This window comes from Enterobacter genomosp. O, assembly GCF_001022965.1.
Classification (GTDB): domain Bacteria; phylum Pseudomonadota; class Gammaproteobacteria; order Enterobacterales; family Enterobacteriaceae; genus Enterobacter; species Enterobacter cloacae_L.
This window is the reverse complement of sequence record NZ_LECZ01000026.1, coordinates 203056-226960: the sequence shown is the minus strand read 5'-3', so window position 1 is coordinate 226960 and position 23905 is coordinate 203056. Positions and strand designations below refer to the sequence as shown.

The following is a 23905-nucleotide window of genomic DNA, read 5'->3' as shown; positions in this document are numbered from 1 at the left end:
CGTGTGACGCTAATTTTCCGCCTGAAAGGATCTTTGTCCCGCCAGGCATATGTTTTTAGTATCCACCAGATATAATACAGCACGAATGGTATCACCATATTGGGTGGCCTGCCCTGAACACAACGGAGAAAGCATGTCCGACAAACCTTTATTGAGCCTTGTAGTCGCCGTCTATAACGGTGAAAAATTCCTCAGTGCATTTTTCGACAGCATCAAAGCTCAACATCTGGACAGTCTGGAACTGGTCGTTGTGAACGACGGGTCAAGCGACAACTCCTCCGCCATCATTGCGCAGTACGCCGGTGAATTCCCATTCTACAAGGTTATTGACCAGGCTAATCAGGGCGTATCAGCAGCCCGTAATACGGGTCTCGCGCAAGCAACCGGCGAGTACGTTGCCTTCCCGGATATCGATGACGTTATTTATCCAGGCATGTATCCGCGCCTGCTTGAAATGGCCAAAAAGAACGATCTCGATGTGGCAACCTGTAACGGCACGTATATCTACGATGACGGAAGGCCGTCGAAGAAAATATTTCCGTCCGACAAACTGCAGTCCACAGACGTGCTGGATGGCCCAACGTGGCTTCAGCGCGCGCTGGCGTCGCGTAAATTCCTGCACGTGACCTGGCTGAATATTTATCGCCACGCGTTCATTAAAGAGCAGGGTTTCACCTTTGAACATGGCCTGCGCCACCAGGATATCCCGTGGACTACCGAAGTGCTGCTGACGGCCAAACGCGTGCAGTACACTGACGAAACCTTCTATGACTACCTTATTCATTCCGCCTCCGTATCGCACACGCCAGGAACGGATGACACACGCATGCGTAACGCGCGTCACTACATGAAAATCCTGGAAATGCTGGATGTTATCAACCAGCGTTACCCTGAAGCCGTACGCCGGGTGCCGGCCTGCCGGTGGCAGATTGCAAAAGAGGGGTTGGGCATTCTCCATGCCATTAACAACATCGGCGATCTCAGCAAAAAACGTGAAATCATTCGCGAACTGTTCGACCGCGGTATCTGGGCACTCATATGGAAAAATGCCCGTGGCCTGCGCCAGCACTGGCGACTTGGCCGCCGTTATTTCCGTTTGAAACGGTATCTGGCATAAGAGATAGCTTTACCTGGCTTAAATGCTTAGAATTTGCCCGCCGAAACTAAAAAAACGGATAATCGCTTGGAATTGTTGTATACCGCTCTGCTCTACATCATTCAGCCACTGGTGTGGCTGAGACTGTTGCTTCGTAGCCGTAAAGCGCCTGCGTATCGTAAACGCTGGGCCGAGCGCTATGGCTTCTGCCGCAATAAAGTCGTACCGGACGGTATTTTGCTGCATTCCGTTTCTGTTGGTGAAACGCTGGCGGCGATCCCGCTGGTTCGCGCCCTGCGTCACCGCTACCCGTCGCTGCCGATCACCGTCACGACGATGACGCCGACCGGCTCGGAACGCGCGTTATCCGCTTTTGGCAAAGACGTGCAACACGTCTATCTCCCTTACGATCTGCCCTGCGCCATGAATCGTTTCCTGAATACCGTTCGCCCGAAACTGGTGATCGTGATGGAAACCGAACTGTGGCCGAACATGATTTCCGCCCTGCATGCCCGTAAAATTCCGCTGGTAATTGCCAACGCGCGCCTGTCAGAGCGCTCGGCGAAAGGTTACGGCAAGCTGGGTAAATTTATGCGCCGCCTGCTCAGCAAAATCACGCTGATTGCCGCGCAAAACGAAGAAGACGCAGCGCGCTTTGTCTCTCTCGGCCTCAAACGCAACCAGCTTGCGGTAACGGGCAGCCTGAAATTTGATATTTCGGTTACCCCTGAACTTGCCGCCCGCGCGATCACGCTGCGTCGCCAGTGGGCTCCGCGTCGTCAGGTCTGGATTGCGACCAGTACCCACGATGGCGAAGAAGCGATTATCCTGCAGGCTCACCGTCAGCTGCTGGAAAAATTCCCTGATTTACTGCTGATCCTCGTGCCTCGCCATCCGGAGCGTTTTAAAGATGCCCGCGACATGGTGCAAAAAGGCGGTTTCAGCTACACCCTGCGCAGCAGCGGTGAAATTCCTTCCGGCAGCACCCAGGTGGTGATTGGCGATACGATGGGCGAACTGATGCTGCTGTACGGCATTGCTGACCTCGCGTTTGTCGGTGGCAGCCTGGTCGAACGCGGCGGTCATAACCCGCTGGAGCCGGCAGCCCACGCCATTCCGGTGCTGATGGGGCCACACACGTTTAACTTCAAAGATATCTGCGCTAAATTGCAGCAGGCCGATGGCTTAATTACCGTGACCGATGCGGATTCGGTGGTCAAAGAGGTCTCGACCCTTCTGACTGACGAAGATTATCGCCTGTGGTACGGGCGTCATGCCGTCGAAGTGCTGCATCAGAACCAGGGCGCACTGACCCGTCTGCTGCAACTTCTGCAACCTTATCTGCCTCAGCGGAGCCACTAATGTCAACGCGTCTGTCGGTCGTGATGATCGCCAAAAACGCCGCCGACCTGCTTCCGGACTGCCTGGCCTCCGTCGCCTGGGCCGACGAAATCGTCGTGCTCGATTCCGGCAGCACGGACACTACGGTGGACGTTGCCCGCGCAGCGGGCGCAAAGGTCTTTATTAACACCGACTGGCAAGGCTATGGCATCCAGCGCCAGCGCGCGCAGGGATACGCCACTGGCGATTATGTCCTGATGCTCGATACCGACGAACGCATCACGCCAGAACTTCAGCAGGCCATTCAGGCAGTGCTTTCCTCGCCCCAGCCTGGCGCGGTATACAGCATTGCGCGCCGCAACTACTTCCTCGGCCGTTTTATGCGCCACAGCGGCTGGTATCCAGACCGCGTGATGCGCCTCTACGAGCGCGAGCGGTATCAGTACAACGACAGCCTGGTCCATGAATCCCTGGCCTGCGATAGCGCCCAGGTGATTCCCCTGGCGGGCGACCTGCTGCACCTGACCTGTCGGGATTTCGCCAGCTTCCAGCGTAAACAGCTTAACTATGCCACCGCATGGGCGCAGGAGCGCCACCAGCGCGGCAAGAAGGCCACGCTGAGCGGTATCTTCACCCATACGCTGGGCGCGTTTCTGAAAACGCTCCTGCTGCGCGGTGGCGTGCTGGACGGTAAACAGGGGTGGTTACTGGCGGTGGTGAATGCCCAGTATACTTTCAACAAATACACCGAGCTGTGGGCGCTCTGCCGCGGCTACTCAGAGAAAACGTGAGCCATGAGCACAAAAGCGATTTATCCGGGTACCTTCGATCCGATCACAAACGGTCATCTTGATATCATCACCCGTGCGGCATGCATGTTCGACAAGGTGATCCTGGCGATTGCCGCCAGCCCCAGCAAAAAACCGATGTTCGATTTGCACGAGCGCGTGCAGCTCGCCACCGATGCCATTTCGCACCTGCCGAACGTTGAGGTTGTCGGTTTTAGCGATCTGATGGCTAACTTCGCCCGCGCTCAGCAGGCAAACATCCTTATTCGCGGCTTACGCGCGGTGGCAGACTTCGAATATGAGATGCAGCTGGCGCACATGAACCGCCACCTGATGCCGGAGCTGGAGAGCGTCTTCCTGATGCCCTCCAAAGAGTGGTCGTTTATCTCTTCCACGCTGGTAAAAGAGGTGGCGCGCCATCACGGGGATGTTACCCATTTCCTGCCAGCTAACGTCCACCAGGCGTTGATGGAAAAGCTAAAGTAGCGCTATTTCTGGCACTGCCGGCAGTAGAACGTGGCACGCTGGGCGTGCTTCGTGGCAATAACTGGCGTGCCGCAGACTCTGCACGGTTCGCCTTTGCGGCCATACACCTGCAGCTCCTGGGCAAAATAGCCCGGCTTGCCGTCACTTTGCAGGAAGTCCTTCAGCGTTGTCCCGCCCTGCTCAATCGAGCGCAGCAGTACCGCTTTAATGACTCTGACCAGCAGTTCACACTCCTGCGCCGACAGCGAAGAGGCCAGCCGATCGGGATGGATCCCGGCCGCAAAAAGCGACTCGCTGGCATAGATATTCCCCACGCCAACCACCAGCTTGTTATCCATCAGCCAGGGCTTTATTGGGCTTTTCTTCTTCGCACACTTCGCTTGCAGGTATTCCGCGTTAAACGCGTCTGAGAGCGGCTCCGGGCCCAGATGCGCCAGCACGTTATGCCCTTCCAGCTCCTTCGTCCACAGCCACGCGCCAAAACGCCGTGGGTCGGTGTAGCGGAGCACTTTGCCGTTGCTCATCACCAGATCGACGTGGTCGTGCTTTTCCGCAGGCAGTTCTTCGGTCAGAATGCGCAGGCTCCCGGACATCCCCAGATGGATAATAATCCAGCCGTCGGGCAGTTCCAGCAGCAGGTATTTAGCGCGACGCTGCACGCTAAGGACGGGTTTATCGCTCAGGGCATGGATCTCATCGGACACCGGCCAGCGCAAACGCCCATTACGGACAACCGCGTGAAGAATAGTCGCACCGACCAGATGGGGCTCAATGCCGCGGCGGCTGGTCTCTACCTCAGGTAATTCAGGCATGGTTCCTCCGTTGAGATGCAGAATGCAAAAAACCCCGCAGTTGCGGGGTTTTTCAATACAAGGAGACTAAAATTATTTGATTTTAGCTTCTTTGTACAGTACGTGCTGGCGTACAACTGGATCGAATTTTTTCAGTTCCAGTTTTTCCGGCTTAGTACGTTTGTTCTTCGTGGTGGTGTAGAAGTGACCTGTACCAGCAGAAGAAACCAGCTTGATTTTCTCGCGAATACCTTTAGCCATGATTTATTTCCTCTTTAAGTACTTAGTACTTTTCGCCACGGGCACGCAGTTCAGACAGAACTGTATCGATGCCTTTCTTATCGATTACACGCATACCTTTAGCAGATACGCGCAGGGTGACAAAACGCTTCTCGCTCTCAACCCAGAAACGGTGAGAGTGCAGGTTCGGCAGGAAACGGCGTTTAGTCGCGTTCAGTGCGTGGGAACGGTTGTTACCGGTCACCGGACGCTTGCCAGTAACTTGGCAGACTCGGGACATGTCTATTCTCCAAAAATCAAATTAGCTCGAGCTTCGTATGGGGTATCGGCGCCTCGTCAGGCTTTACAGCCCGGTCATCGCATAGTTCTAAGTGAACTCTCGATTGCCAGGCCCAAATGCCAAACCCGAGATTCTCAAAGGTGGCGTAGTATACGCTGACTCGGCGGTGTGCTCAAGTCCCGAACAGACAAAGATCCCGATGGATCGCGAGAAATAGCCTAAATCCAGCCATGTTCTGCAAAAGAAATGTACTCTCCGCGGCCAATTATCAGATGGTCCAGCACACGAATGTCCATGAATTGACAGCATTTGATAATGCGTTCGGTGATTTCTTTGTCAGCTCTGCTCGGTTCTGCACAGCCAGAGGGGTGATTATGCGCGAGGATCACGCCCGCTGCATTCACTTTTATCGCTTCCCGCACAATTTCACGCGGATGCACCTCAACGTGGCTTAACGTGCCGGCAAAGAGGCAGCTGTGTTTCAGCACCCGGTTTCTGTTGTCGAGAAAGATCACCATGAAGATCTCACGCTCGGCATCGGTTAACTGACTTTGCAGAAATTCGCGCGTCATCGCGGGCGTCAGGATTGGATCTTCCTCCTCCATGCGGACCTTGTAAAAACGGCGGGCCAGTTCAGCAATGCCTCTCAACTGGGCATATTTTGCCACGCCGATGCCCTCGACGTGCTTAAACTGCGCCAGTTCTGCAGTCAGCAACCCATGCAGTGAGCCGAAATGCGCTATCAGCTCTTTTGCCAGCGTAAACACCGTCTTCCCGGACGTTCCGGTACGTAAAAAAAGCGCCAGCAGCTCATCGTCTTTTAACAGGGTGACGCCATAGCGCAGCAGTTTTTCGCGCGGCAGCAGCTGCTCATCCTCTTCGTCCATGCTCTTTCTCCTTTTTTACCGCATGCTGCCACAGGCCAGGCAGCGGCTCGACGACCACGTTGCGTTCTTGCGTAGCGCCTCGCAAAGCGACCGAAGGACAAAATCACCTCGTTTTAGGGATTGTGATAAAATGCCCGCTCTCTGGTGAAACCCAACAGGAAAGAATCATGATGAGCCTGGCCGGTAAAAAAATCGTTCTTGGCGTGAGCGGCGGTATTGCTGCCTATAAAGCGCCGGAGCTGGTGCGTCGTCTGCGCGAGCGCGGGGCAGATGTGCGGGTCGCGATCACCGAAGGCGGTAAAGCCTTTATCACGCCTCTGAGCCTGCAGGCGGTTTCAGGGTATCCGGTATCTGACAGCCTGCTCGATCCGGCCGCCGAAGCCGCGATGGGCCATATTGAGCTTGGGAAATGGGCAGACCTGGTCATCCTTGCTCCCGCCACAGCGGATTTAATCGCCCGGGTGGCAGCCGGTATGGCAAACGACCTGGTCTCCACCATTTGTCTGGCCACGCCTGCGCCTGTTGCCGTCGTGCCTGCCATGAACCAGCAGATGTACCGCAACGCGGCCACCCAGCACAATCTGGAGACGCTGGCCTCACGCGGCCTGCTTCTCTGGGGACCGGATAGCGGCAGCCAGGCCTGCGGTGACGTTGGCCCAGGGCGTATGCTTGATCCGCTGACTATCGTCGAGCTGGCCGCCGCCCATTTTTCGCCTGTCAACGATCTGCAACATCTCAACATCATGATTACCGCGGGCCCCACGCGCGAGCCGCTGGATCCGGTGCGCTATATCACTAACCACAGCTCCGGCAAGATGGGCTTTGCCATTGCCGCCGCAGCGGCAAAGCGCGGCGCAAACGTCACGCTGGTGAGCGGCCCGGTATCGCTGCCTACGCCCGCGCGTGTAACGCGAATTGACGTCACCACCGCGCTGGAGATGGAAGCCGCCGTGCAGGCACACGCGCAAAACCAGCAAATATTTATCGGCTGTGCGGCCGTCGCGGACTATCGCGCCGAGACCATCGCCGAAGCTAAAATTAAAAAGCAAGGCGATGAATTAACACTAAAAATGGTGAAAAACCCGGACATTGTCGCCGGTGTCGCCGCACTAAAAAGCCATCGTCCTTACGTTGTTGGGTTTGCCGCAGAAACAAATAATGTGGAAGAATATGCCCGGCAAAAACGTACCCGCAAAAACCTCGATTTGATTTGCGCGAACGACGTATCGCTGGCCACACAAGGATTTAACAGCGACAGCAACGCACTGCACCTTTTCTGGCAGGATGGAGATAAAGTCTTACCGCTTGAGCGCAAGGAACTCCTGGGCCAACAATTACTCGACGAGATCGTTACCCGTTATGATGAAAAAAATCGACGTTAAGATTCTGGACCCGCGTGTTGGCGAGCAATTCCCGCTGCCAACCTATGCCACCTCCGGCTCCGCCGGACTTGACCTGCGCGCCTGTCTCGATGACGCCGTAGAACTGGCGCCGGGTGTCACTACCCTGGTGCCGACTGGCCTGGCCATTCACATTGCTGACCCGTCTCTGGCGGCGGTGATCCTGCCGCGTTCTGGCCTGGGCCATAAGCATGGCGTTGTGCTGGGTAACCTGGTTGGCCTGATTGACTCTGACTACCAGGGTCAGCTGATGGTCTCCGTCTGGAACCGCGGTCAGGACAGCTTCACCATTGAGCCCGGCGAACGTATCGCGCAAATGGTCTTTGTACCGGTGGTACAGGCAGAATTTAACCTGGTGGCAGACTTTGACGCCACCGACCGTGGCGAAGGCGGCTTCGGCCATTCCGGGCGCAAATAACCGCCCGACAGAGACGTATCCCACAGCGCCATAATGCAATAACAAACCGCAAACGTCAGTTTGCGGTCGCTGTGTGGATGCCAGCCTGGCAAGTGCTTATTTTCAGGGGTATTTTGTAACATGGCAGAAAAACAAACCGCGAAAAGGAATCGTCGCGAAGAAATACTTCAATCTCTGGCTCTGATGCTTGAATCCAGCGATGGCAGTCAACGCATCACCACCGCTAAACTGGCCGCCTCTGTTGGCGTGTCTGAGGCGGCGCTGTACCGTCATTTTCCGAGCAAGACCCGGATGTTCGACAGCCTGATCGAATTTATTGAAGATAGCCTGATCACGCGCATCAACCTGATTTTGAAAGACGAAAAAGACACGACCGCGCGTCTGCGTCTGATTGTGCTGTTAATCCTGGGCTTTGGTGAACGCAATCCGGGTTTAACCCGTATCCTGACCGGTCACGCGCTGATGTTCGAGCAGGACAGACTGCAGGGCCGCATTAACCAGCTTTTCGAACGTATTGAAGCCCAGCTGCGTCAGGTACTGCGCGAGAAGAAAATGCGTGAAGGCGAAGGTTACAGCATTGATGAAACGCTGCTGGCGAGCCAGATACTGGCGTTTTGCGAAGGCATGCTCTCACGTTTTGTGCGCAGCGAATTCAAATACCGTCCAACGGACGATTTTGACGCCCGCTGGCCGTTAGTGGCTGCGCAGTTGCAGTAACAGCGTTGCCGGATGGCGGCTTCGCCTTATCCGGCCTACGGATTGTATTGCCCGGTAAACCTGACGCCACCGGGCAATGCAATTAAACCCCGAACTCTTCCCGGTATGCCCGCACCGCGGCCAGATGGTCCGCCATCTCCGGCTTCTCTTCCAGATACGCAATCAGGTCTTTCAGGGTGATAATCGACGTCACTTTGCAGCTGTAATCGCGCTCCACTTCCTGAATGGCGGAAATCTCACCGCGACCGCGTTCCTGACGATCCAGAGAAATCAGCACGCCAGCCAGCGTCGCGCCGTTGGCCTGGATAATCTCCATTGATTCACGGATCGCCGTGCCCGCGGTGATCACATCGTCGACCAGCATGACGCGGCCCTGCAGCGCGCTGCCGACCAGGTTCCCGCCTTCACCGTGGGTTTTGGCCTCTTTGCGGTTAAAGCAGTACGGCACGTCGCGGTCATGGTGTTCCGCCAGCGCAACCGCGGTGGTGGTCGCAATCGGAATGCCTTTGTAGGCCGGGCCAAACAGCAGGTCAAAATCAATCCCGGAATCCACCAGCGCTTCGGCATAGAAACGGCCTAACAGTGCCAGATCGCGCCCGGTATTAAACAGCCCGGCGTTGAAGAAATAGGGACTCTTACGCCCGGATTTCAGCGTAAACTCGCCAAACTTAAGTACCTGCTTGTTAAGCGCAAACTCAATAAACTGGCGCTGATACGATTTCATGGATTTGCTCCTTTGGTTTTTCTGTCTTACAGGCAAAAAAAAGGCGACTCATTGGTCGCCTTTAAAATCAATTTTCTAACGCCGCTTTCTGCGTCGTTACGATAGATTCGATTCCCCCTCGGGCCAGAGCCAGCAGGGCAAGAAGTTCTTCATGGGTGAACGGCTCGCCTTCCGCCGTACCCTGCACTTCAATGATGCGACCATCTTCGGTCATCACCACGTTCATGTCCGTCTCGGCAGCGGAATCTTCAATATATTCCAGATCGCAAAGCGCTTCGCCGTTAACGATGCCCACAGAGACCGCCGCAACCATGCCCTTCATTGGGTTGGTTTTCAACTTACCGGCCGCAACCAGTTTATTCAGGGCATCCGCCAGCGCCACGCATGCGCCGGTAATGGAGGCGGTACGCGTGCCGCCGTCTGCCTGAATCACGTCGCAATCCAGCGTGATGGTAAATTCGCCGAGGATTTTCAGGTCAACGGCGGCGCGCAGCGCACGCGCGATCAGACGCTGAATTTCCATGGTACGGCCGCCCTGCTTGCCTTTTGCCGCTTCGCGGGCATTACGGGTATGGGTCGCACGCGGCAGCATGCCGTACTCTGCGGTGATCCAGCCCTGGCCCTGACCTTTCAGGAAGCGCGGAACGCCTTCTTCGATGGACGCGGTGCACAGAACCTTCGTGTCACCAAACTCAACCAGCACGGAGCCTTCAGCGTGTTTTGTATAGTTACGGGTCAGGGTGACGGGACGCACCTGATTGGCGCTACGGCCTGATGGACGCATGATGGATTCTCCGGCTTGAAACGAATGTGGCTGCGCATTATACGGATAAAGGACGCTTATTCCTATCCTGAGAAGCCCTCGAAAGCTATAATCCCCCCATCTCTCCTTTAAAAACGGGAATGTCTATGATCCGCAGTATGACCGCCTACGCCCGGCGTGAAATCAAGGGTAGCTGGGGTAGCGCCACATGGGAAATGCGCTCGGTAAACCAGCGTTACCTGGAAACGTATTTCCGTATGCCGGAGCAGTTCCGCAGCCTTGAGCCTGTTGTACGCGAGCGTATCCGTACGCGTCTGACGCGCGGTAAAGTGGAATGTAACCTGCGTTTCGAGCCAGATGCCAGCGCGCAGGGCGAACTGATCCTCAACGAAAAGCTGGCGAAACAGCTCGTCAATGCGGCGAACTGGGTCAAAATGCAGAGCGATGAAGGCGAAATCAACCCGGTTGATATTCTGCGCTGGCCTGGCGTCATGGCCGCCGGTGAGCAAGATCTGGATGCCATTGCCGCCGAAATCCTTGCAGCTCTCGACGGTACCCTGGACGACTTTATCGTTGCCCGCGAAACCGAAGGCCAGGCACTGAAAGGGATGATTGAGCAGCGTCTTGAAGGCGTAAGCGCCGAAGTCGCTAAAGTACGCACCCATATGCCAGAAGTGCTGCAGTGGCAGCGCGAGCGCCTGGTCGCCAAACTGGAAGAAGCGGAAGTTCAGCTGGAAAACACCCGTCTGGAACAAGAGCTGGTGCTGATGGCGCAGCGCGTTGACGTCGCTGAAGAGCTGGATCGTCTGGAAGCGCACGTTAAAGAGACCTACAACATTCTGAAGAAGAAAGAAGCCGTGGGCCGCCGCCTCGACTTTATGATGCAGGAGTTCAACCGCGAGTCGAACACTCTGGCGTCTAAGTCGATCAACGCAGAAGTCACCAACTCAGCGATTGAGCTGAAAGTGCTGATTGAGCAGATGCGCGAGCAGATCCAGAATATCGAGTAACGTTTCACGCGTGACTTATCAGAATAAAAGACCATTGAAATGATGGTCTTTTTTTTGCGCTTCGTCAGCCACGCCCCGTTCTAAAAAATCCCCTTCTTGCGAATTTCCTTCATTTTCTCCGTTGGCGCATTAAGCGCGCTCACGTCCAGCGCTTCCGCCTGCCCTTTTTTGGTACTTTCGGGCTCGACGGCGCGGCCAGACGTGCGCAGCTGCTGCAGCAGCAGGTTTTGCCGATCAAGCAGGACCTTAAGCTGCGCTACCTCGCTTTGCAGCTCATTCAGCGCCTGGCGGGAGGCATCATCCGGCGTGGCCTGTCGCTGTAGCGCGTCCGACATCAGCGCGCGCATCTGCCTTAACTGCTGCTTGCTAAAATCCCCGCCCGTCGCGGACTGTTCAGGCACAGGCGGCGTTGACGGGGTCGTGGCTACCGGCAGGAGCCCGGCGCTCGCCAGCTCGCCGCACAGCTCATCAAGGGTTAATGCGTCACGCCCCAGCGACTCGGCAATATGGCTGCACAGCGGCGGGCTCATCAGCTGGAGCTGTAATCCGGCAAGGTAAACGTTGCGATGGAAGCGACGCATTTCCATGCTGACATCACCCGGATTGCTGCCCGCCTGGCTCAGCGCCTGATGCCACTTTTTAAGCTCCAGCATCGCGCGCAGATCCGCGCGCGTTTGCTCCGGCGACAAATGCAGCGATAGATCAACGCGGCGAATGCGCCTGTTACTCATCGTCACCCACCTCGGCCATGCGCGGCGCGGCTATCGTCTCCACCCCGGCGTCGGCATGATAGAGGCAAATTTCGCGGGACAGCGCGCTCTGCGGGTTATCAATCGCAATCACCCGGTCGCCAAGCGTGGCGTAGGCCTCGCGGACGGCGGATTCAACCAGGTGCGCGCCGCCGCCTACCAGATAGACGCGGTTAGGGTTCTTGGCGAACTTCTTCGCTTCGTAAGCCACCTGGTCGCCCAGCTCCTGAATCTTAATCTCCACCCGCTCGAGGATCTCTTCGATACGCGATTCATCGTTAATGACGCTTCTGACAAAATCCCTGTCGTGGCGGCGTTTAATCAGCTCGTTCGCCACCAGATAGCTGGAGTCGCTGTCAGCGGCAGCCAGCAGCTTGCGGGTTGCATCCGTGACCATTGCGACGCCGATTTCGTTGTTACCGTAAATCGCGGAGACATCGTCAAATTCGCCGACAATCACTCCCATATCGAGCGTGGTCCCGCCGCAGTCGATGACCAACGATCGGGTGAATTCGGTGACGCTGGAGTTCAGCAGATGGGAAAGCGCGGCAGGCAGGCTTTCCGGCATAACCTGCACATCCACAATGCGGAACAGCTCGCCCTTATTCAGGGTGATGTCGCGCATCAGGTTACGACGCTTGGCCTCAATGCGGCTCTCGTTGCGCTGACAGTCGTCCGGGTTGTAGAACTGGGTGATCGGCAGCGTGACAATCACCTCTACGTCGCACGGCGCGATGCCGGTGAGCAGCAGGGCGTGGTGAACAGCCAGCAGGTTGAGATCGTCATACTGATAGTCAATGTGGGTCGTGGATAGCGCCTTATCGGACGTCGCATCATAGGTATATTTGGTCGTGCCGATGGTGTAGTTGTACACCGACTGCCCGCGCAGCAGCGCCGCGCTTTTCCAGTCTTTGCGGAAGGAGTTCGGCGATACCACCGTCTTCAACGTGCCGTTCTCAATCCAGCTAATTTTTACGTTAGTTGAGCCATCATCAATGGCGAATTTCATTCGGGTTGCGGTCATGATTTTTTCAGTCCAAAAGGGGGTTAACGGGCGTTACGCGGGCCTAAAGCACGCGCCGGGCACCCAGATAATGTGATTGCCAGAAATTGTCAGAAAGTTGGCTGATACGGATCGTCAGTCCGGTACGCGGTGCTTCAATAAAGCGTCCATCGCCGAGATAAACACCCACGTGGTCCGCCCCAGGGCGCTGGTTGATATTGAAAAAGACCAGATCGCCCCGCCGCAGTTTTTCCTGGTGAACGGGCTTCAGGGCGTTGTCCTGAAACATTCCGTTGGCCGTGCGCGGCAGCTTGCGGTCCAGCACATCATTAAAGGCGTAGAACACCAGCCCGCTACAGTCGAAACCGTCGCTGGGGCTGTTTCCTCCCCACAGATAGGGCTTGCCGAGCTGGCTCTCCAGGCGATGGATCACGGTTCGGAGCTTGCTGACGGACTTTTGTGTACGGCGCGTCGCGATAGCGGCGTCATCCTGCACGTCGCGCCACAATGCTTCAGAGCGGCCCAGGCTACCGGGTGACCAGCGGGAATGCATCGCCAGCCTTTCCCGGTTTCTGGCGCGTTCGGCCAGCTGCTGCGCCATTACCTGGCGCTTCTGCTCCGGCGCTGGTGGCGCCGCGGCAACCCGCTTTTTTGCCTTCGCCAGCAGACGCTGGCGGTTCTGTTCGCGCTTTTTCGCATCGCTGACGGTTTTAGCCTCCGGTGTTTTTACCGGTACTGGCGCTGCGCTGGCGTAGCCTGTCGTTACCATCAGCATCAGGAAGAAGAAAAAAAAGCGTACCTGCCGGGTGACAGTCCGGACAGGTACAAAGGTGATGATGAGGAACAGGTTCACAGCGCGACGGTCGAATTAAGGGTTTTGAGCGAGTTTTTCGGTCAGCGGCTTTATCACCTTCTCACCGTGCTGGCCAAAAAACTGATACAGCGAATCGCTGGCTGAATGCGTCAGCACCATGATTTCAATCCGGCGGTTAGCCGAACTGAGCGGGTGATCCGGGTCAAGCAGCATCTGATCGGCCATACCGCTAACCTGCAGCACTTTGTTGGGATCCAGGCCGCTGCGGGTCAGCACCGAACGCGCCTGCATTGCGCGCTCGCCGGAGAGGTTCCAGTTGTTGTAAAGCTCCTGATCGCGAAAGCGGGTGGCATCGGTATGGCCCGTAATGATGATTTTGTTATTGATTTTGTTCAGCTCGGGGGCAAACTCGGTGAGCAAGCGCTTGAAGAACGGCGTCAGGATCGCGCTGCTGCGCTGGAACATCTCCCGTTTCCGATCGTCGGTGATCAGAATGCGCAGCCCCTGCGGCACGATTTCCATCTTCAGGTTGGCCTGCGCGTCGTAGGCTGACGTGATTTTCATGATGATGCGCGCCAGGTCCTCAATCTCGTTTTGAGAACGCGCGCTGACCTCTTCCAGGCTCTCCGTCTTTTTATTCTGGCCGGCAAGCGCGGCATCTTTCTTCGCCTGCTCTTTAAGGGGGTCTTTTTTCCTGGCGTGACGCGTATCAAGCAGCGCGATCTTGCCGCCGTTCCCCTCTTTGTGGGTAACAGGCGTCATCGAATTGCCTTCAAAAATAGACTCGCCGTTCAGCAGCGAGACAATCTCTTTACGTTCCTCTTCCGTTACCGCGCCCATAATCCACAGCACCATAAACAGCGCCATCATCGCCAGCGTAAAATCGGCGAAGGCGACTTTCCACGCGCCGCCATGAAAGGTGTCATGGCTTTTGCGCGAGGAGCGTTTGATGATGGTGGTATGTTCTTTGTTGCGGCTGCGCATCAGGCTTCACCCGTCATCTGTTCCACCCAGCCGTCCAGCGTCGCGAAGGTCGGTTTGGAATCCATCGGCAGCATTTTGCGACCCGCATCCACCGCCAGCAGCGTCGGCTTACCGGCTACGTGGTTAACCAGCACCGTGCGCACACACTCCAGCACGGCCAGCTGTTTTTTGGTGCGTTGCTCCATGGCGTTCGCCACCGGATCCATTAAGCAGTAGCAGAAGAAGACCCCGAGGAAGGTTCCCACCAGCGCGGCGGCCACTTTCACTCCAATCACCGCAATGGAACCGTCGATGGACTGCATGGTGATGATGATCCCAAGCACCGCGGCACAGATCCCGAAGCCCGGCATCGCCTCCGCCGTACGCTGCAGGGAGCGGGACGGTTGCAGCAGGTTTTCCTCCATCGCCACCAGCTCCTGCTCGAGGATCCCCTCCAGCTCGTGCTCGTTAATCTTGCCCATTGCCATCAGGCGGAAGTTATCGGAGATAAAGGTTACCAGCGCCTTATCGTGCAGCATCAGTGGATACCGCTGGAACAGCGGGCTGTTTTCCGGCGCTTCGATGTGCTCGTCCAGCACCTTCAGGCCGCCGTCCTGCACCAGCTCCAGCAGTTCATATAACAGCATCAGAAGCTGGCGCTGGTACTCACTGGTGTATTCGTTTTTGCGCATGATGCCGCGAAACTGGCGGTACATTTCCGCCAGTACGGCGCGAGGGTTAGCCAGCACCATGGCGCCTAAACCCGCGCCAAGGATGATGATAATTTCACCGGGCTGCCAGAATGAGGCGAGATGGCCGCCTGACATGAGAAAGCCGCCAACCACGCAGCCCATGATGATTACGATACCGAAGAATTTCTGCATAAACCTTTCACTTCTGGAAAAAAGACTGAATTTTTTGGGCGATTTTTTTATTGAGCTGACACACCCTGGCTTCCGTTAAATCAAGCACCAGAGCGATCTCTTTCAGGCTCATCTCATGCTGGTAATAGAGCGTCACGATCAGTTGTTCACGCTCGTCCAGCGAGGCCAGCGCGCTGCGCAGCGTCCGGCTGGTGACGACTTCGTCTTCCAGCTGTCGGCTATTCAGCGCCCCGGTGTGGGCGTCATTGCCCAGTAGTTCATCCAGGCTCTCTATCGTTTTGGCGCAGTCCAGCAATAAATATTCCTGATACTCCTCCGCCGAGATGGACAGATGGCGGTTAAGATCCTCAAACGTGGGTGTCCGCCCGAGCTGGCGCGCCATCTCGCGGATACTGTCGTTCAGCTTGTGGGTCTTTTGCCGCAAGCGGCGAGGGCGCCAGTCCAGCAGACGCAGTTCATCCAGCACCGCCCCGCGGATACGCTGCACGGCGTAGGCGGCAAACTGCGCGTCCGGGTGCCCATAGCGGCGCAAAGAGGTCAGTAACCCCATCAGGGCGATCTGCTCCATATCTTCGCGATCGATCACGCTGCTGGTCTGATAGGCGAGCTGCTTAACCACCTTGTTCACCAGCGGCAAATAGGCGCTGACGTAGCGCGCTTCGTCTGCGGCCGTCAGGGTGTCGCTCGCAATAAAATCCATCATGTCCATTACGGCTTAACCGTCACTGGAAGACCATTTTGCTGATGATGACGTCGTTAAAAGGGACGTCCATCTTCAGGCTCTTGAACCGCTCGCGGTAGGCGGCCTGCAGCTTATCGTGCAGCTGGTTAACGCTCATGGCGCGCACTTCGTCGTAGTCGAGATCGGAGAGCAGGCTAACCGTTGCGCCACGCACCGCCGGGATCATATCCTTCGCTTTCGTTGCCTCTTCCGGGCCACTGGTCGCCAGGTTCAGCTCCAGCAGCAGGTAGCGTTCCGTCTCCCCGTTCCCCTTCAGGGTTATCACGACGTTTTTAATCTCTACAAACTCCACGACTCCCTTGTCAGAGCTGCTGAATATCCCGGATAAGAAACTGCTGCCTGTCGCTTCATCCATACGTAGCAAATGCGTACCCACTACCGTCATCCCCGCCGCCAGCATGGCGGTGAAGAGGGCGATAACGAGGCCGAAAGAGAGTGTTTTTACGTTCATATCGTCTTTGTTTAAACCGTAAGTAGTACCGAGTCATCGCGTCGGAGGTCCGGCGAATCCGCTGTATTGGCCGCGATTTCCGCTCCCGCCAGGATGGCGTTGTGCTCCCCGGTGAATGATTGTCCTCGGCCCTGCTGTTGCCCCCCGGACTGGGATGACACCTGCACGTTAACCTGGACAAAATGCTGCTCCGTCAGGCTCTGACGAAGGTCGTTGCTCGTCTGCTGCAGAGCGCGATACACCTCGGCGTGGCTGGCGTTGATCTGCACCTGCACGCGCCCGTTATCGACCTGCATAGAAATATCGATTTTCCCCATATCCGGCGGGTCCAGGCGGATAGTGGCATGCTGAATTTGCTGCTTCACCTGCACCTGCAAACGCTCGCCCAGCGCGCGCTGCAGCTGTTCCCCCCAGCGCCCGGGCTCGGGATCCATTTTCAATGTTGTGGTCGGTACCGGCGACGGTGAGGATGTCGGAGCGGCGGCAATGTCGCTTCCCGGCTGCGGGGTAATGAGGGTCGTCTGGGCCACCGGTGCCATAGCCGCCATCAGCGTCGGGGCGATGGACTGCACGGCAGGCAGCGGGCTCGCCGCGGGGTCGACAGGGCTCACCGGTGTCGCCTGTTGTGGATGAGAAAGCGAAGGAGAAATGCCCATCGGCAGTGCCTGCACCGCCAGCTGCGGCTGCAGGTTTGGCATCACGGTGTCAACGGCGGGCTGCGCCTTCGCAAGGTAGCCGGAAGGCGGCTGCACCGGCATCTGGCTGGTCATCAGCAGCGCCTCCAGCAGCTGCTGCGGTGCATCGGCTTTCAGCAGGGAATCGCCCGGCGTCGGCGCGTCGACGGTCTCATCGTCATCATCGTCGCGGCTTTGTGGAAGCGGCACCGCACTCACGGTGCTGTCGCGCGTCGTTTTGGTCTGCCCGATCATGAGAGAATTAATCACGTTCAGCAGCGCGTCGTTAAACGCCGCCGGCGTCTGCACGGCAGTTTCCACCGCTTTCGGGCCAGCAATCGGTTCGGCCTGCATGGGCAGGCCGGAGCCGTTGAGCATCCCCTGTGCCAGGTTGAGGATATCCATCAGCGCACGCCTCCATCGTCAGCAAACAGAGCGTAGGCCGCCGCCCCTTCGCGATTGCGCATCGCGAGGTTAAGTTTGGCCTCAACCTTATCGCTCTCGCCCTGGCAATACTCGCGCGCCTGCCGGTGAACCTTTTGCAGCTCGTCCAGCGCCTGCCGCTCGTCCGCCGCCAGCGTTTTCCCCTTGATGGCGGTCAGCAGCTCGGCGATTTTGGTATCCACGTTCATCACGGCGGACCAGTTGTGATCTTCCGTCGCCTGGCGTAATCCCCGCGTTAAGACCTGAATGACGCGTAGCATGCTCATGCCGTCTGGCCCATGCGCTGCCAGCCATCCTGGATATTGCCGAGGATCACTTCCACCTCATCAATAATTTCGACCGAGAGCTTATGGCTGGCGTCATACAGACGATAAACACAGTAGTCGTACAGGTTCGCCAGGCTCAGCGCCAGCTCGCCGCCCTTTTCGAAATCCAGCGAGCTGGTCAGCGCATTGAGAATGTCGATGCACTTATTGATGCTCTGCGCCTTGCGCTCGTAGCGACGAGCAACAATATGGCTTTTGGCGCGGACGAGCTCATCCATCAGCCCGTTGAACAGCATCAGCACCAGCTGGTGCGGGTTCGCTGCCGAGGCCTGAATAGCCAGATCGGATTGTTGATACAGGCCGTAGCCTTCCTGATCATTTCCGTACATTGAAAGTCGGTTCCCTTAGAGTTAAACAAACATGCTCATGGTGTTGTTCATCTGCGTCATGATTTTCTGCAGCTGCGTAAACTGCTTGAGGTAGCGGTCGTAGGACGATTGCCAACGCGTGTTCATTTTTTCGGTTTTGGTGTCGATTTCCGTCTTCTGACGATCCAGTGAGTCCTGACGAGTTTTCAGCAGGCCGCTGCTGGTGCTGAGGTATTTATCCAGCGACTTGTCCATCGCCTTAATCAGGCCGTCGTTGCCGTTGAAGAACTGCGCGACCGTCTGCGGGTCATTTTTGAGCTGCTTTTCCAGCACGTCTGAATCGAGGGTGAGCTTGCCGTCCTTATCCGCGGCAATGCCGAACTTACTCATGTTCTGGTCGCCAAAGGTCCCGCGCAGGAGATTGCCAAGGCTGCTGCTGAGCGAGGACATGCTGGCATCGCCCGCGAAAGCGCCGCGCGTATCCGCGCTGGTGCCGCTTTTCGTCATGTCCGTGAGGGTATCGCGCAGGGTGTTGTAGGCATCAAGGAACGCCTGGATCTGGTTCTTTGTTTCGGTGGTATCGGTATCGATAGAGATAACCAGCGGCTTGTTCGCCTCCGTGGTGCTGGTCAGCTTAATGGAGACGCCGTCAACCAGATCGTCCAGGGTGTTGGAACTGCTGGAATACTCTTTCGCCGAGTCACCAAGCGTGAATTTCGCATCTTTCCCGTTGGTGATCGTCTCGGGGTTATCGAAAATGTTCTGCCCGGCCGTCATCCCGCTGGTGTCCAGCTGGATATCGTACTTCTCGCCGCTCTGGTCGCTGCTCAGCATCAGCGAAACGTTGCCATCAATGCGCATCAGCGATGCGGTCACGCCGTTCTGCGCGGTGGTCGCCGTGGTGGAAGAATTATCCGCCGCGCTCGGGAAGTCGGTTTTATTAATGGCATCAGCAAAATCAGAGAGGCTGTTCAGCCCGTCCATCTCAATCTCAATGCTTTCGCCATTGAGGTTGATCTTCAGCGTACCGCTCGCGTTTTTGATGGCGTCATCATCCAGCCCTGAGAAACTTTTCTGCTGGGCGGTCGCGAGCTGAGTGACGTTCAGGCTGTAAGTCCCTTTACGCGCGCTGGCGCTGGCGTTGATCGTCGCAATGCCTTCCTGGTTCATGGTGGCGATGTTTTTCAACACGCTGGCGCTGCTGGAGTTCAGCGCGGTGATTGAACTGCGGAAGGTTGTTAGTGCAGTACGCAGCGACGCGAGCGCTTTCGACTGGGCGTCATAGGTACTTTTCTGTGTTGTTATTGCGTTTTGCATGGCAAGGATGTCGTAGCCTGCTAGCGTTGACGCCATCTGTGAGGGTTCGATATCAGACATAGTCGGTTCTCCTGTCACGCACGTTATGATCGGTATGCTTCATACCTAGCAATCATCGTGCCAATTATTTTGTAGTTTATTTTCAAAGAGTTATATATGAGAAGGAATGCGCACTTCCGCTTTTTCCGCGTGGCGGAAAAAGCGGAGCGGATACAAAAACACCGCCTTACAGCGGTGTTATTTTTTGATGTTGTTCCGGATCAGATTAGCCCAGCAGAGACATAACCATGCCGGACATGCTGTTGGACTGCTTCAGCATGGACATACCGGTTTGTGCCAGCATCTGGTTACGGGTCATGCTTGACGCTTCGGTCGCGTAGTCCGCATCCTGGATGTTGCTCAGCGCCAGATCGGTGTTGTCTTTCATGTTTGCCAGGTTCGCCGCGGTGTGGCTCAGGCGGTTAATGCTCGCACCCATTTTGGAACGTACAGAACCCACGTCATCCAGAGAACCTTCCAGCGCGGTCATCAATGCTTTTGCATCGCTGGCGGAAGTCAGGTTCAGCTTGCCGCCGCTACCGGTAGCCAGCGCCTGAATTTTGCTGAACTGGCCGCTGGCGTTAGTCAGCGCGTTTGCACCGCTAGCACCGAGTTCTGCAGACAGGTTAACCTTCATGGTTTCATCAGTAGAAGAACCGATCTGGAAGTTCAGCTCTTTGCCGAATTTGCCTGACGCGCCGAACAGTTTGTCACCCGCATAAGAGGTGTTGTTCATGATGTTGCCCAGCTCGGAGTTCAGGTCATTCAGCTCAGAGTTGATAGCATCACGGTCTTTCTGGGTGTTGGTGTCGTTCGCTGCCTGCGTAGCAAGGTCTTTCATGCGGTACATGATGTTGCTCACTTCATCGAACGCGCCTTCAGAGGTTTGCAGCAGCGCGGTCGCATCAGCGATGTTACGTTTTGCGACGTTCATACCGTTGCTCTGGCCCTGCAGGCGGGTTGCGATCTGCAGACCTGCCGCATCGTCGGCAGCGGAGTTAATGCGTTTGCCGGTACCCAGACGTTCCATCGCGGTGGACAGCATGTTGTTGGATTTGTTCATCGCATTAATGGATGACATGGAGGAAGCGCTGGTAAAGATAGAGAATGACATAATGATTCCTTTTTTCGTCCTGGTAATTCAGATGTTGTACTGAGTAAAGACGACACGGCACTCCCGAAGATTAAATCGAAAATATCCAAATGTTCATTATTTGAACAGAAAGTGAATTATCAGTTTGATTTAAAAGCGTTTAAAATTCTTATGCCGTGTTTTAACAGCCGACAGAGGTCATTCCATATTTTATTAATAATACTTAATATAAAAAGTACCGTTCTCATTTACCTTATGCGAGACGATAAAATATAAAACCATTAACAGAGCGACCAAAAAACAAATAAATTAAACGCGGTTTATTATTTTTTTAAGCGCCTTACTGAAACCATGATCGTTATCAAACAGATCACGCCATCAACACAACATATTCACTTTATGATCATCGAAATAACATAAGTTTTATTTAATTATTATTATTAACGTTCAGGCAATAGCGTTCATTTACTCCCTCTCATATTGTTAAAAATGGTGTTGCGCATCACATTTTTATCGCGTAAAAAGAGGGCAGGAAAAGATTATTCCTTCCCTTAGGGGCGTAAAGCAGGTGAAACCCTTTCCGGTGCCGCATAAAATTGAACGACAACGGAAAACCTCAGCGCCCACGTATACTCTCCCGCAGGCAGGCGGCATTCATTAAGAATTCTAAATGGAGTTAACAACTCAATCGGATAATCTCTGATACCTTCAGGTGCCCAACAGATTATCGCCATACTGCTGAGGTGGAAGAATCCATACTATATAAATGAATAAACGTTATTGCTCCGTAAACAACTGGCTGGTTGACGTCACCTCAGGATCGATTCTCCATTTAACCACCGGGGAACGTAAACGCCTGGGAGAATATCAGCTCAAGCTGCTGGATATTTTGGTTCAGGATGCCGGTAAAATATTTACCCGCGAAGAGTTAACTACTCTGGTCTGGGAACGCCGGGTCATCGGCAATAATAGTTTGCCAAATGCCATTCACGCATTGCGCACCGCATTAGAAGATGATGGCAAAAACCAGCGCATCATCAAAACGATCCCGCGCAAGGGCTATCTGATCGAAGCCGAGTATTGCTGCTTTGTCGAAAAAGACGATGACACCGTTAAGGAAGACGAGACGGAGGCTGAAACAGCGCCTGCCGATGCGCCGCTCAATGCCGCTCCTCTGATTGAACCGGAGCAGCCTGACGCAGGCGATGACCTCGCACCTGCGGTTATCGCCGCGCCGGTGGCGGAACCAGAAAAGCGCCGTCACAGCATTTTCAGCTTTCTGCTGGTCATGATCGTCACCGCCATCGTCACGGCAAGTGCCTGCTGGCATCTGCTTGGCGGATACAGCGAGCATCTGGTTTCCCGGGAGATCCAGGCTGGCGTTTACAGCAACATTCATATTTACGCCGTCGAAACGGCAGGCGATCCGCCCTATATTTCCGTGAACCTGTACGGCAAGTTGAAAGACTCGCTGTATGCCATCAACCAGCAGATCCAGATGCAGTCCGCCACGATGCAGATCTTCTTTCATAGCACCAATGCGACGCTGAACTACAGCTTCACGCTGGCCAATAAATGCGACAGCAAGCAGCTGGCGATGGCCATTTATCACTGGCGTACCGATACGGTCCAGCTGAATAACCTAATCCTGCGAGAAACCCGAAGGAAGCTTCATGAACTGGCTACATGCAAAACGCCGTAAACTGGCGATCGTCATCGCCGTTCTGGCGGCACTCGTCGCTTTGGCGTTTAACTATTTCACCACCACCTCAACGCTGCAGTACGGCAACGTGAAGGACGACTTCCAGATGGGGTTCTACGATCTGATGTCGCAGCAAAAAGAGATCTACGACGTGAGCCTGAAAACTACGCGCGGCGTGCTGATGACCAACATCACCAGCCCGGATGATAATCGCTTTGTGCTCAAAGGGAAGTTTACGCCAACGCAGAAAAAAAACGGCCGGATCTACTTTACCCTCACACCCATTTATTACAGTACCGAGAAGAAAGGGCTGATGATAGACGGCCTTGTGGACCAGCTGATGTACTCCAACTACTGGATGGAGCCCATCTCTTTTAATCACCAGTCGCTGGTTGTCGGGCAAAACGGCGCGATCTTCCTCTATCCGGTATCCCGATAAACCCACTAACCCAGCAGGTTTTTCACTGTCGCCAGACGGACGTTGGCCTGGGCACCCAGCGCCTGAGACATCTGGCTAAAACTGTTTGTGCTGCGTGCCAGCCCCTCTCCCAGATTACGCGACGTTTCCAGCGCCTGCTGCGCACTGAATACCGTCGCCATATCGTTGATGCGGGCGCTGACGCGATCCTGCTGCTGGCGCAATTTTCCGCGCTGGCCGGTGATGTGGTTGAGGGTCTCCTGCAGCTTCATTTGCCCCTCACGCTCCCGGCGCGTGGACAGCGCCATCACCTCGTCGCCGCTGGCGTTTTCCGCCTGAGGCGCCAGCAGGGTAAAGGCATCCGCCGGGTAATGTCGGCCTTCTCCGCGCACCGTAAAGTGCTGTTTCACCCGCTCCCACTGGCTTTCATCAACGCTGAAAAGCAGCTGTCCGCTGCCCGTCTGTCGGGCATGGATCCCCAAGCGCCCCAGCCCGACGTTCAGCTTTGTTAACGTCTGCCGTGGCGTCGCCTCTTCCGGCAGCGCAACGGCCGCCATCTCCCGCCGGGCTCCCCCCAGAGAGAAGAGCAGCGTTTCCCCGTCAGGGGCGTGCAGCAGTTTTTCGCTGCCCGGCAGGGTGAAATTCACCGTGTTTTTCTGCTCCAGCGACACGTTAAGGTGGCGATCCACCGTACCGCCAGACAGCTGCGCGCGGCGCGAAAGGTGTTTTTGCAGCGCCGCTGCCTGCGCGCTGGCGTCACCGCTGCGTCCGGACACGTGGCGCAACTGCAGCAGCTGCGTCTCGGTTTTTGCCAGATAGCTGTCGGCCTGCTGTACCGCGGTAAGCTGCTGGTTAAGCTGTACGTTATAGCGCATCGGACGGCGCGACAGCAGCGCGGACTCCGGGAACGAATGACGGGTAAACCCGGCGTCGGGCGCAGTGACCCGCCCGACGGTCTGCGGAGCATCAATACTCCCGCGCCCGGTGGTGGCCGTGGCGGTCGCGATCGAGGTGGATGTTTTTAAACCGACTTGCAT

General features: G+C 55.9%; 29 protein-coding genes. 10 read left to right on the top strand and 19 right to left on the bottom strand.

All coding sequences use genetic code 11. From position 1 onward, the window contains the following. Positions 1-133: 133 nt before the first annotated feature. The 4 genes from ABR39_RS14910 (at position 134) to coaD (ending at position 3711) form a co-directional block, all read left to right on the top strand. Entirely contained in the window at positions 134-1117 is a 984-nt protein-coding gene (locus ABR39_RS14910; protein ID WP_047347568.1) for a glycosyltransferase, read from the top strand. A 66-nt stretch (positions 1118-1183) separates the two neighbouring features. Next, positions 1184-2458, top strand: coding sequence for a lipid IV(A) 3-deoxy-D-manno-octulosonic acid transferase (gene waaA / locus ABR39_RS14905; protein WP_047347567.1), 1275 nt, complete (start codon positions 1184-1186; stop codon positions 2456-2458). Next, entirely contained in the window at positions 2458-3228 is a 771-nt protein-coding gene (locus ABR39_RS14900) for a glycosyltransferase family 2 protein (RefSeq protein ID WP_047347566.1), read from the top strand. Before waaA ends, ABR39_RS14900 begins: the two co-directional genes overlap by 1 nt. Positions 3229-3231: 3 nt before the next feature. Next, a complete protein-coding gene (gene coaD, locus ABR39_RS14895; protein WP_047347565.1) occupies positions 3232-3711 on the top strand; it encodes a pantetheine-phosphate adenylyltransferase in 480 nt (159 codons plus the stop codon). A 2-nt stretch (positions 3712-3713) separates the two neighbouring features. Here coaD and mutM read toward each other — a convergent pair whose 3' ends face one another. The 4 genes from mutM to radC form a co-directional block, all read right to left on the bottom strand. Further along, a complete protein-coding gene (mutM, locus tag ABR39_RS14890; protein ID WP_047347564.1) occupies positions 3714-4523 on the bottom strand; it encodes a bifunctional DNA-formamidopyrimidine glycosylase/DNA-(apurinic or apyrimidinic site) lyase in 810 nt (269 codons plus the stop codon). Between the two features lie 72 nt (positions 4524-4595). After that, positions 4596-4763, bottom strand: coding sequence for a 50S ribosomal protein L33 (rpmG, locus tag ABR39_RS14885; RefSeq protein ID WP_003024094.1), 168 nt, complete (start codon positions 4761-4763; stop codon positions 4596-4598). Between the two features lie 22 nt (positions 4764-4785). Beyond that, on the bottom strand, positions 4786-5022 hold the full coding sequence (rpmB, locus tag ABR39_RS14880; protein WP_002436699.1) for a 50S ribosomal protein L28: 237 nt from the start codon (positions 5020-5022) through the stop codon (positions 4786-4788). Positions 5023-5240: 218 nt separating this feature from the next. Beyond that, positions 5241-5909 (bottom strand): RadC family protein, encoded by a 669-nt coding sequence (gene radC / locus ABR39_RS14875; RefSeq protein WP_047347563.1) that lies wholly within the window; start codon positions 5907-5909, stop codon positions 5241-5243. Positions 5910-6079: 170 nt separating this feature from the next. On the opposite strand from radC, the gene coaBC reads away from it, so the two are divergent. The 3 genes from coaBC (at position 6080) to slmA (ending at position 8444) form a co-directional block, all read left to right on the top strand. Beyond that, entirely contained in the window at positions 6080-7291 is a 1212-nt protein-coding gene (coaBC, locus tag ABR39_RS14870) for a bifunctional phosphopantothenoylcysteine decarboxylase/phosphopantothenate--cysteine ligase CoaBC (protein ID WP_123156793.1), read from the top strand. Continuing rightward, complete coding sequence (gene dut / locus ABR39_RS14865) at positions 7269-7727, top strand: dUTP diphosphatase (protein ID WP_047347561.1); 459 nt, start codon at positions 7269-7271, stop codon at positions 7725-7727. Before coaBC ends, dut begins: the two co-directional genes overlap by 23 nt. 120 nt (positions 7728-7847) lie before the next feature. Further along, positions 7848-8444, top strand: a complete 597-nt coding sequence (gene slmA, locus ABR39_RS14860) for a nucleoid occlusion factor SlmA (RefSeq protein ID WP_008502690.1) — start codon at positions 7848-7850, stop codon at positions 8442-8444. Between the two features lie 82 nt (positions 8445-8526). On the opposite strand, the gene pyrE is transcribed toward slmA, so the two are convergent. Both pyrE and rph read right to left on the bottom strand, forming a co-directional pair. Beyond that, the gene (gene pyrE / locus ABR39_RS14855; RefSeq protein WP_010426430.1) at positions 8527-9168 is read right to left on the bottom strand and encodes an orotate phosphoribosyltransferase; all 642 of its coding nucleotides are present in this window, start codon (positions 9166-9168) and stop codon (positions 8527-8529) included. Positions 9169-9235: 67 nt separating this feature from the next. Further along, entirely contained in the window at positions 9236-9952 is a 717-nt protein-coding gene (rph, locus tag ABR39_RS14850) for a ribonuclease PH (protein WP_047347560.1), read from the bottom strand. Positions 9953-10077: 125 nt separating this feature from the next. Between rph and ABR39_RS14845 the strand changes: the two genes are divergently transcribed. Further along, positions 10078-10941 carry a YicC/YloC family endoribonuclease gene (locus ABR39_RS14845; RefSeq protein ID WP_047347559.1) on the top strand — a complete coding sequence of 288 codons (864 nt, stop codon included), beginning with the start codon at positions 10078-10080 and terminating at the stop codon, positions 10939-10941. A gap of 80 nt (positions 10942-11021) precedes the next feature. Here ABR39_RS14845 and ABR39_RS14840 read toward each other — a convergent pair whose 3' ends face one another. The 12 genes from ABR39_RS14840 to ABR39_RS14785 form a co-directional block, all read right to left on the bottom strand. Continuing rightward, positions 11022-11672 carry a hypothetical protein gene (locus tag ABR39_RS14840; RefSeq protein ID WP_047347558.1) on the bottom strand — a complete coding sequence of 217 codons (651 nt, stop codon included), beginning with the start codon at positions 11670-11672 and terminating at the stop codon, positions 11022-11024. Next, positions 11665-12714 (bottom strand): plasmid segregation protein ParM domain-containing protein, encoded by a 1050-nt coding sequence (gene parM, locus ABR39_RS14835; RefSeq protein WP_047347557.1) that lies wholly within the window; start codon positions 12712-12714, stop codon positions 11665-11667. The genes ABR39_RS14840 and parM overlap by 8 nt, the downstream gene beginning before the upstream one ends. Before the next feature lie 43 nt (positions 12715-12757). Next, complete coding sequence (locus ABR39_RS14830) at positions 12758-13546, bottom strand: C40 family peptidase (RefSeq protein WP_240477077.1); 789 nt, start codon at positions 13544-13546, stop codon at positions 12758-12760. 15 nt (positions 13547-13561) lie between these two features. Further along, positions 13562-14491, bottom strand: coding sequence for a putative lateral flagellar export/assembly protein LafU (lafU, locus tag ABR39_RS14825; protein ID WP_047347555.1), 930 nt, complete (start codon positions 14489-14491; stop codon positions 13562-13564). Continuing rightward, a complete protein-coding gene (motA, locus tag ABR39_RS14820) occupies positions 14491-15354 on the bottom strand; it encodes a flagellar motor stator protein MotA (RefSeq protein WP_047347554.1) in 864 nt (287 codons plus the stop codon). The genes lafU and motA overlap by 1 nt, the downstream gene beginning before the upstream one ends. 7 nt (positions 15355-15361) lie before the next feature. Beyond that, on the bottom strand, positions 15362-16063 hold the full coding sequence (locus tag ABR39_RS14815) for a FliA/WhiG family RNA polymerase sigma factor (protein WP_047347553.1): 702 nt from the start codon (positions 16061-16063) through the stop codon (positions 15362-15364). Between the two features lie 13 nt (positions 16064-16076). Further along, positions 16077-16547, bottom strand: coding sequence for a flagellar basal body-associated FliL family protein (locus ABR39_RS14810; RefSeq protein ID WP_052952197.1), 471 nt, complete (start codon positions 16545-16547; stop codon positions 16077-16079). Between the two features lie 11 nt (positions 16548-16558). Beyond that, the gene (locus ABR39_RS24340) at positions 16559-17626 is read right to left on the bottom strand and encodes a flagellar hook-length control protein FliK (RefSeq protein ID WP_052952196.1); all 1068 of its coding nucleotides are present in this window, start codon (positions 17624-17626) and stop codon (positions 16559-16561) included. Further along, positions 17626-17925 carry a hypothetical protein gene (locus tag ABR39_RS14800; RefSeq protein ID WP_240477076.1) on the bottom strand — a complete coding sequence of 100 codons (300 nt, stop codon included), beginning with the start codon at positions 17923-17925 and terminating at the stop codon, positions 17626-17628. The genes ABR39_RS24340 and ABR39_RS14800 overlap by 1 nt, the downstream gene beginning before the upstream one ends. A 2-nt stretch (positions 17926-17927) precedes the next feature. After that, a complete protein-coding gene (fliS, locus tag ABR39_RS14795) occupies positions 17928-18320 on the bottom strand; it encodes a flagellar export chaperone FliS (protein WP_047347551.1) in 393 nt (130 codons plus the stop codon). 21 nt (positions 18321-18341) lie between these two features. Continuing rightward, a complete protein-coding gene (gene fliD / locus ABR39_RS14790; protein ID WP_047347550.1) occupies positions 18342-19676 on the bottom strand; it encodes a flagellar filament capping protein FliD in 1335 nt (444 codons plus the stop codon). A gap of 205 nt (positions 19677-19881) precedes the next feature. Continuing rightward, a complete protein-coding gene (locus ABR39_RS14785) occupies positions 19882-20769 on the bottom strand; it encodes a flagellin (protein WP_047347549.1) in 888 nt (295 codons plus the stop codon). A gap of 745 nt (positions 20770-21514) precedes the next feature. On the opposite strand from ABR39_RS14785, the gene ABR39_RS14780 reads away from it, so the two are divergent. Together ABR39_RS14780 and ABR39_RS14775 are read left to right on the top strand one after the other, a co-directional pair. Next, entirely contained in the window at positions 21515-22450 is a 936-nt protein-coding gene (locus ABR39_RS14780) for a winged helix-turn-helix domain-containing protein (protein ID WP_047347548.1), read from the top strand. Continuing rightward, positions 22422-22889: a hypothetical protein gene (locus ABR39_RS14775; RefSeq protein ID WP_047347547.1), complete on the top strand. Its 468-nt coding sequence runs from the start codon at positions 22422-22424 to the stop codon at positions 22887-22889. Before ABR39_RS14780 ends, ABR39_RS14775 begins: the two co-directional genes overlap by 29 nt. 5 nt (positions 22890-22894) lie before the next feature. Here ABR39_RS14775 and ABR39_RS14770 read toward each other — a convergent pair whose 3' ends face one another. After that, complete coding sequence (locus ABR39_RS14770; RefSeq protein WP_052952195.1) at positions 22895-23905, bottom strand: hypothetical protein; 1011 nt, start codon at positions 23903-23905, stop codon at positions 22895-22897.

Excerpts from the sequence above, each read along its gene's own strand:
- ABR39_RS14910 (WP_047347568.1), top strand. The coding sequence starts at position 134 with ATGTCCGACAAACCTTTATTGAGCCTTGTAGTCGCCGTCTATAACGGT.
- ABR39_RS14900 (WP_047347566.1), top strand. The coding sequence starts at position 2,458 with ATGTCAACGCGTCTGTCGGTCGTGATGATCGCCAAAAACGCCGCCGAC.
- coaD (WP_047347565.1), top strand. The coding sequence starts at position 3,232 with ATGAGCACAAAAGCGATTTATCCGGGTACCTTCGATCCGATCACAAAC.
- mutM (WP_047347564.1), bottom strand. The coding sequence starts at position 4,523 with ATGCCTGAATTACCTGAGGTAGAGACCAGCCGCCGCGGCATTGAGCCC.
- rpmG (WP_003024094.1), bottom strand. The coding sequence starts at position 4,763 with ATGGCTAAAGGTATTCGCGAGAAAATCAAGCTGGTTTCTTCTGCTGGT.
- rpmB (WP_002436699.1), bottom strand. The coding sequence starts at position 5,022 with ATGTCCCGAGTCTGCCAAGTTACTGGCAAGCGTCCGGTGACCGGTAAC.
- radC (WP_047347563.1), bottom strand. The coding sequence starts at position 5,909 with ATGGACGAAGAGGATGAGCAGCTGCTGCCGCGCGAAAAACTGCTGCGC.
- coaBC (WP_123156793.1), top strand. The coding sequence starts at position 6,080 with ATGAGCCTGGCCGGTAAAAAAATCGTTCTTGGCGTGAGCGGCGGTATT.
- dut (WP_047347561.1), top strand. The coding sequence starts at position 7,269 with ATGATGAAAAAAATCGACGTTAAGATTCTGGACCCGCGTGTTGGCGAG.
- slmA (WP_008502690.1), top strand. The coding sequence starts at position 7,848 with ATGGCAGAAAAACAAACCGCGAAAAGGAATCGTCGCGAAGAAATACTT.
- pyrE (WP_010426430.1), bottom strand. The coding sequence starts at position 9,168 with ATGAAATCGTATCAGCGCCAGTTTATTGAGTTTGCGCTTAACAAGCAG.
- rph (WP_047347560.1), bottom strand. The coding sequence starts at position 9,952 with ATGCGTCCATCAGGCCGTAGCGCCAATCAGGTGCGTCCCGTCACCCTG.
- ABR39_RS14845 (WP_047347559.1), top strand. The coding sequence starts at position 10,078 with ATGATCCGCAGTATGACCGCCTACGCCCGGCGTGAAATCAAGGGTAGC.
- ABR39_RS14840 (WP_047347558.1), bottom strand. The coding sequence starts at position 11,672 with ATGAGTAACAGGCGCATTCGCCGCGTTGATCTATCGCTGCATTTGTCG.
- parM (WP_047347557.1), bottom strand. The coding sequence starts at position 12,714 with ATGACCGCAACCCGAATGAAATTCGCCATTGATGATGGCTCAACTAAC.
- lafU (WP_047347555.1), bottom strand. The coding sequence starts at position 14,491 with ATGCGCAGCCGCAACAAAGAACATACCACCATCATCAAACGCTCCTCG.
- motA (WP_047347554.1), bottom strand. The coding sequence starts at position 15,354 with ATGCAGAAATTCTTCGGTATCGTAATCATCATGGGCTGCGTGGTTGGC.
- ABR39_RS14815 (WP_047347553.1), bottom strand. The coding sequence starts at position 16,063 with ATGGACATGATGGATTTTATTGCGAGCGACACCCTGACGGCCGCAGAC.
- ABR39_RS14810 (WP_052952197.1), bottom strand. The coding sequence starts at position 16,547 with ATGAACGTAAAAACACTCTCTTTCGGCCTCGTTATCGCCCTCTTCACC.
- ABR39_RS24340 (WP_052952196.1), bottom strand. The coding sequence starts at position 17,626 with ATGGATATCCTCAACCTGGCACAGGGGATGCTCAACGGCTCCGGCCTG.
- ABR39_RS14800 (WP_240477076.1), bottom strand. The coding sequence starts at position 17,925 with ATGCTACGCGTCATTCAGGTCTTAACGCGGGGATTACGCCAGGCGACG.
- fliS (WP_047347551.1), bottom strand. The coding sequence starts at position 18,320 with ATGTACGGAAATGATCAGGAAGGCTACGGCCTGTATCAACAATCCGAT.
- fliD (WP_047347550.1), bottom strand. The coding sequence starts at position 19,676 with ATGTCTGATATCGAACCCTCACAGATGGCGTCAACGCTAGCAGGCTAC.
- ABR39_RS14785 (WP_047347549.1), bottom strand. The coding sequence starts at position 20,769 with ATGTCATTCTCTATCTTTACCAGCGCTTCCTCCATGTCATCCATTAAT.
- ABR39_RS14780 (WP_047347548.1), top strand. The coding sequence starts at position 21,515 with ATGAATAAACGTTATTGCTCCGTAAACAACTGGCTGGTTGACGTCACC.
- ABR39_RS14775 (WP_047347547.1), top strand. The coding sequence starts at position 22,422 with ATGAACTGGCTACATGCAAAACGCCGTAAACTGGCGATCGTCATCGCC.
- ABR39_RS14770 (WP_052952195.1), bottom strand. The coding sequence starts at position 23,905 with ATGCAAGTCGGTTTAAAAACATCCACCTCGATCGCGACCGCCACGGCC.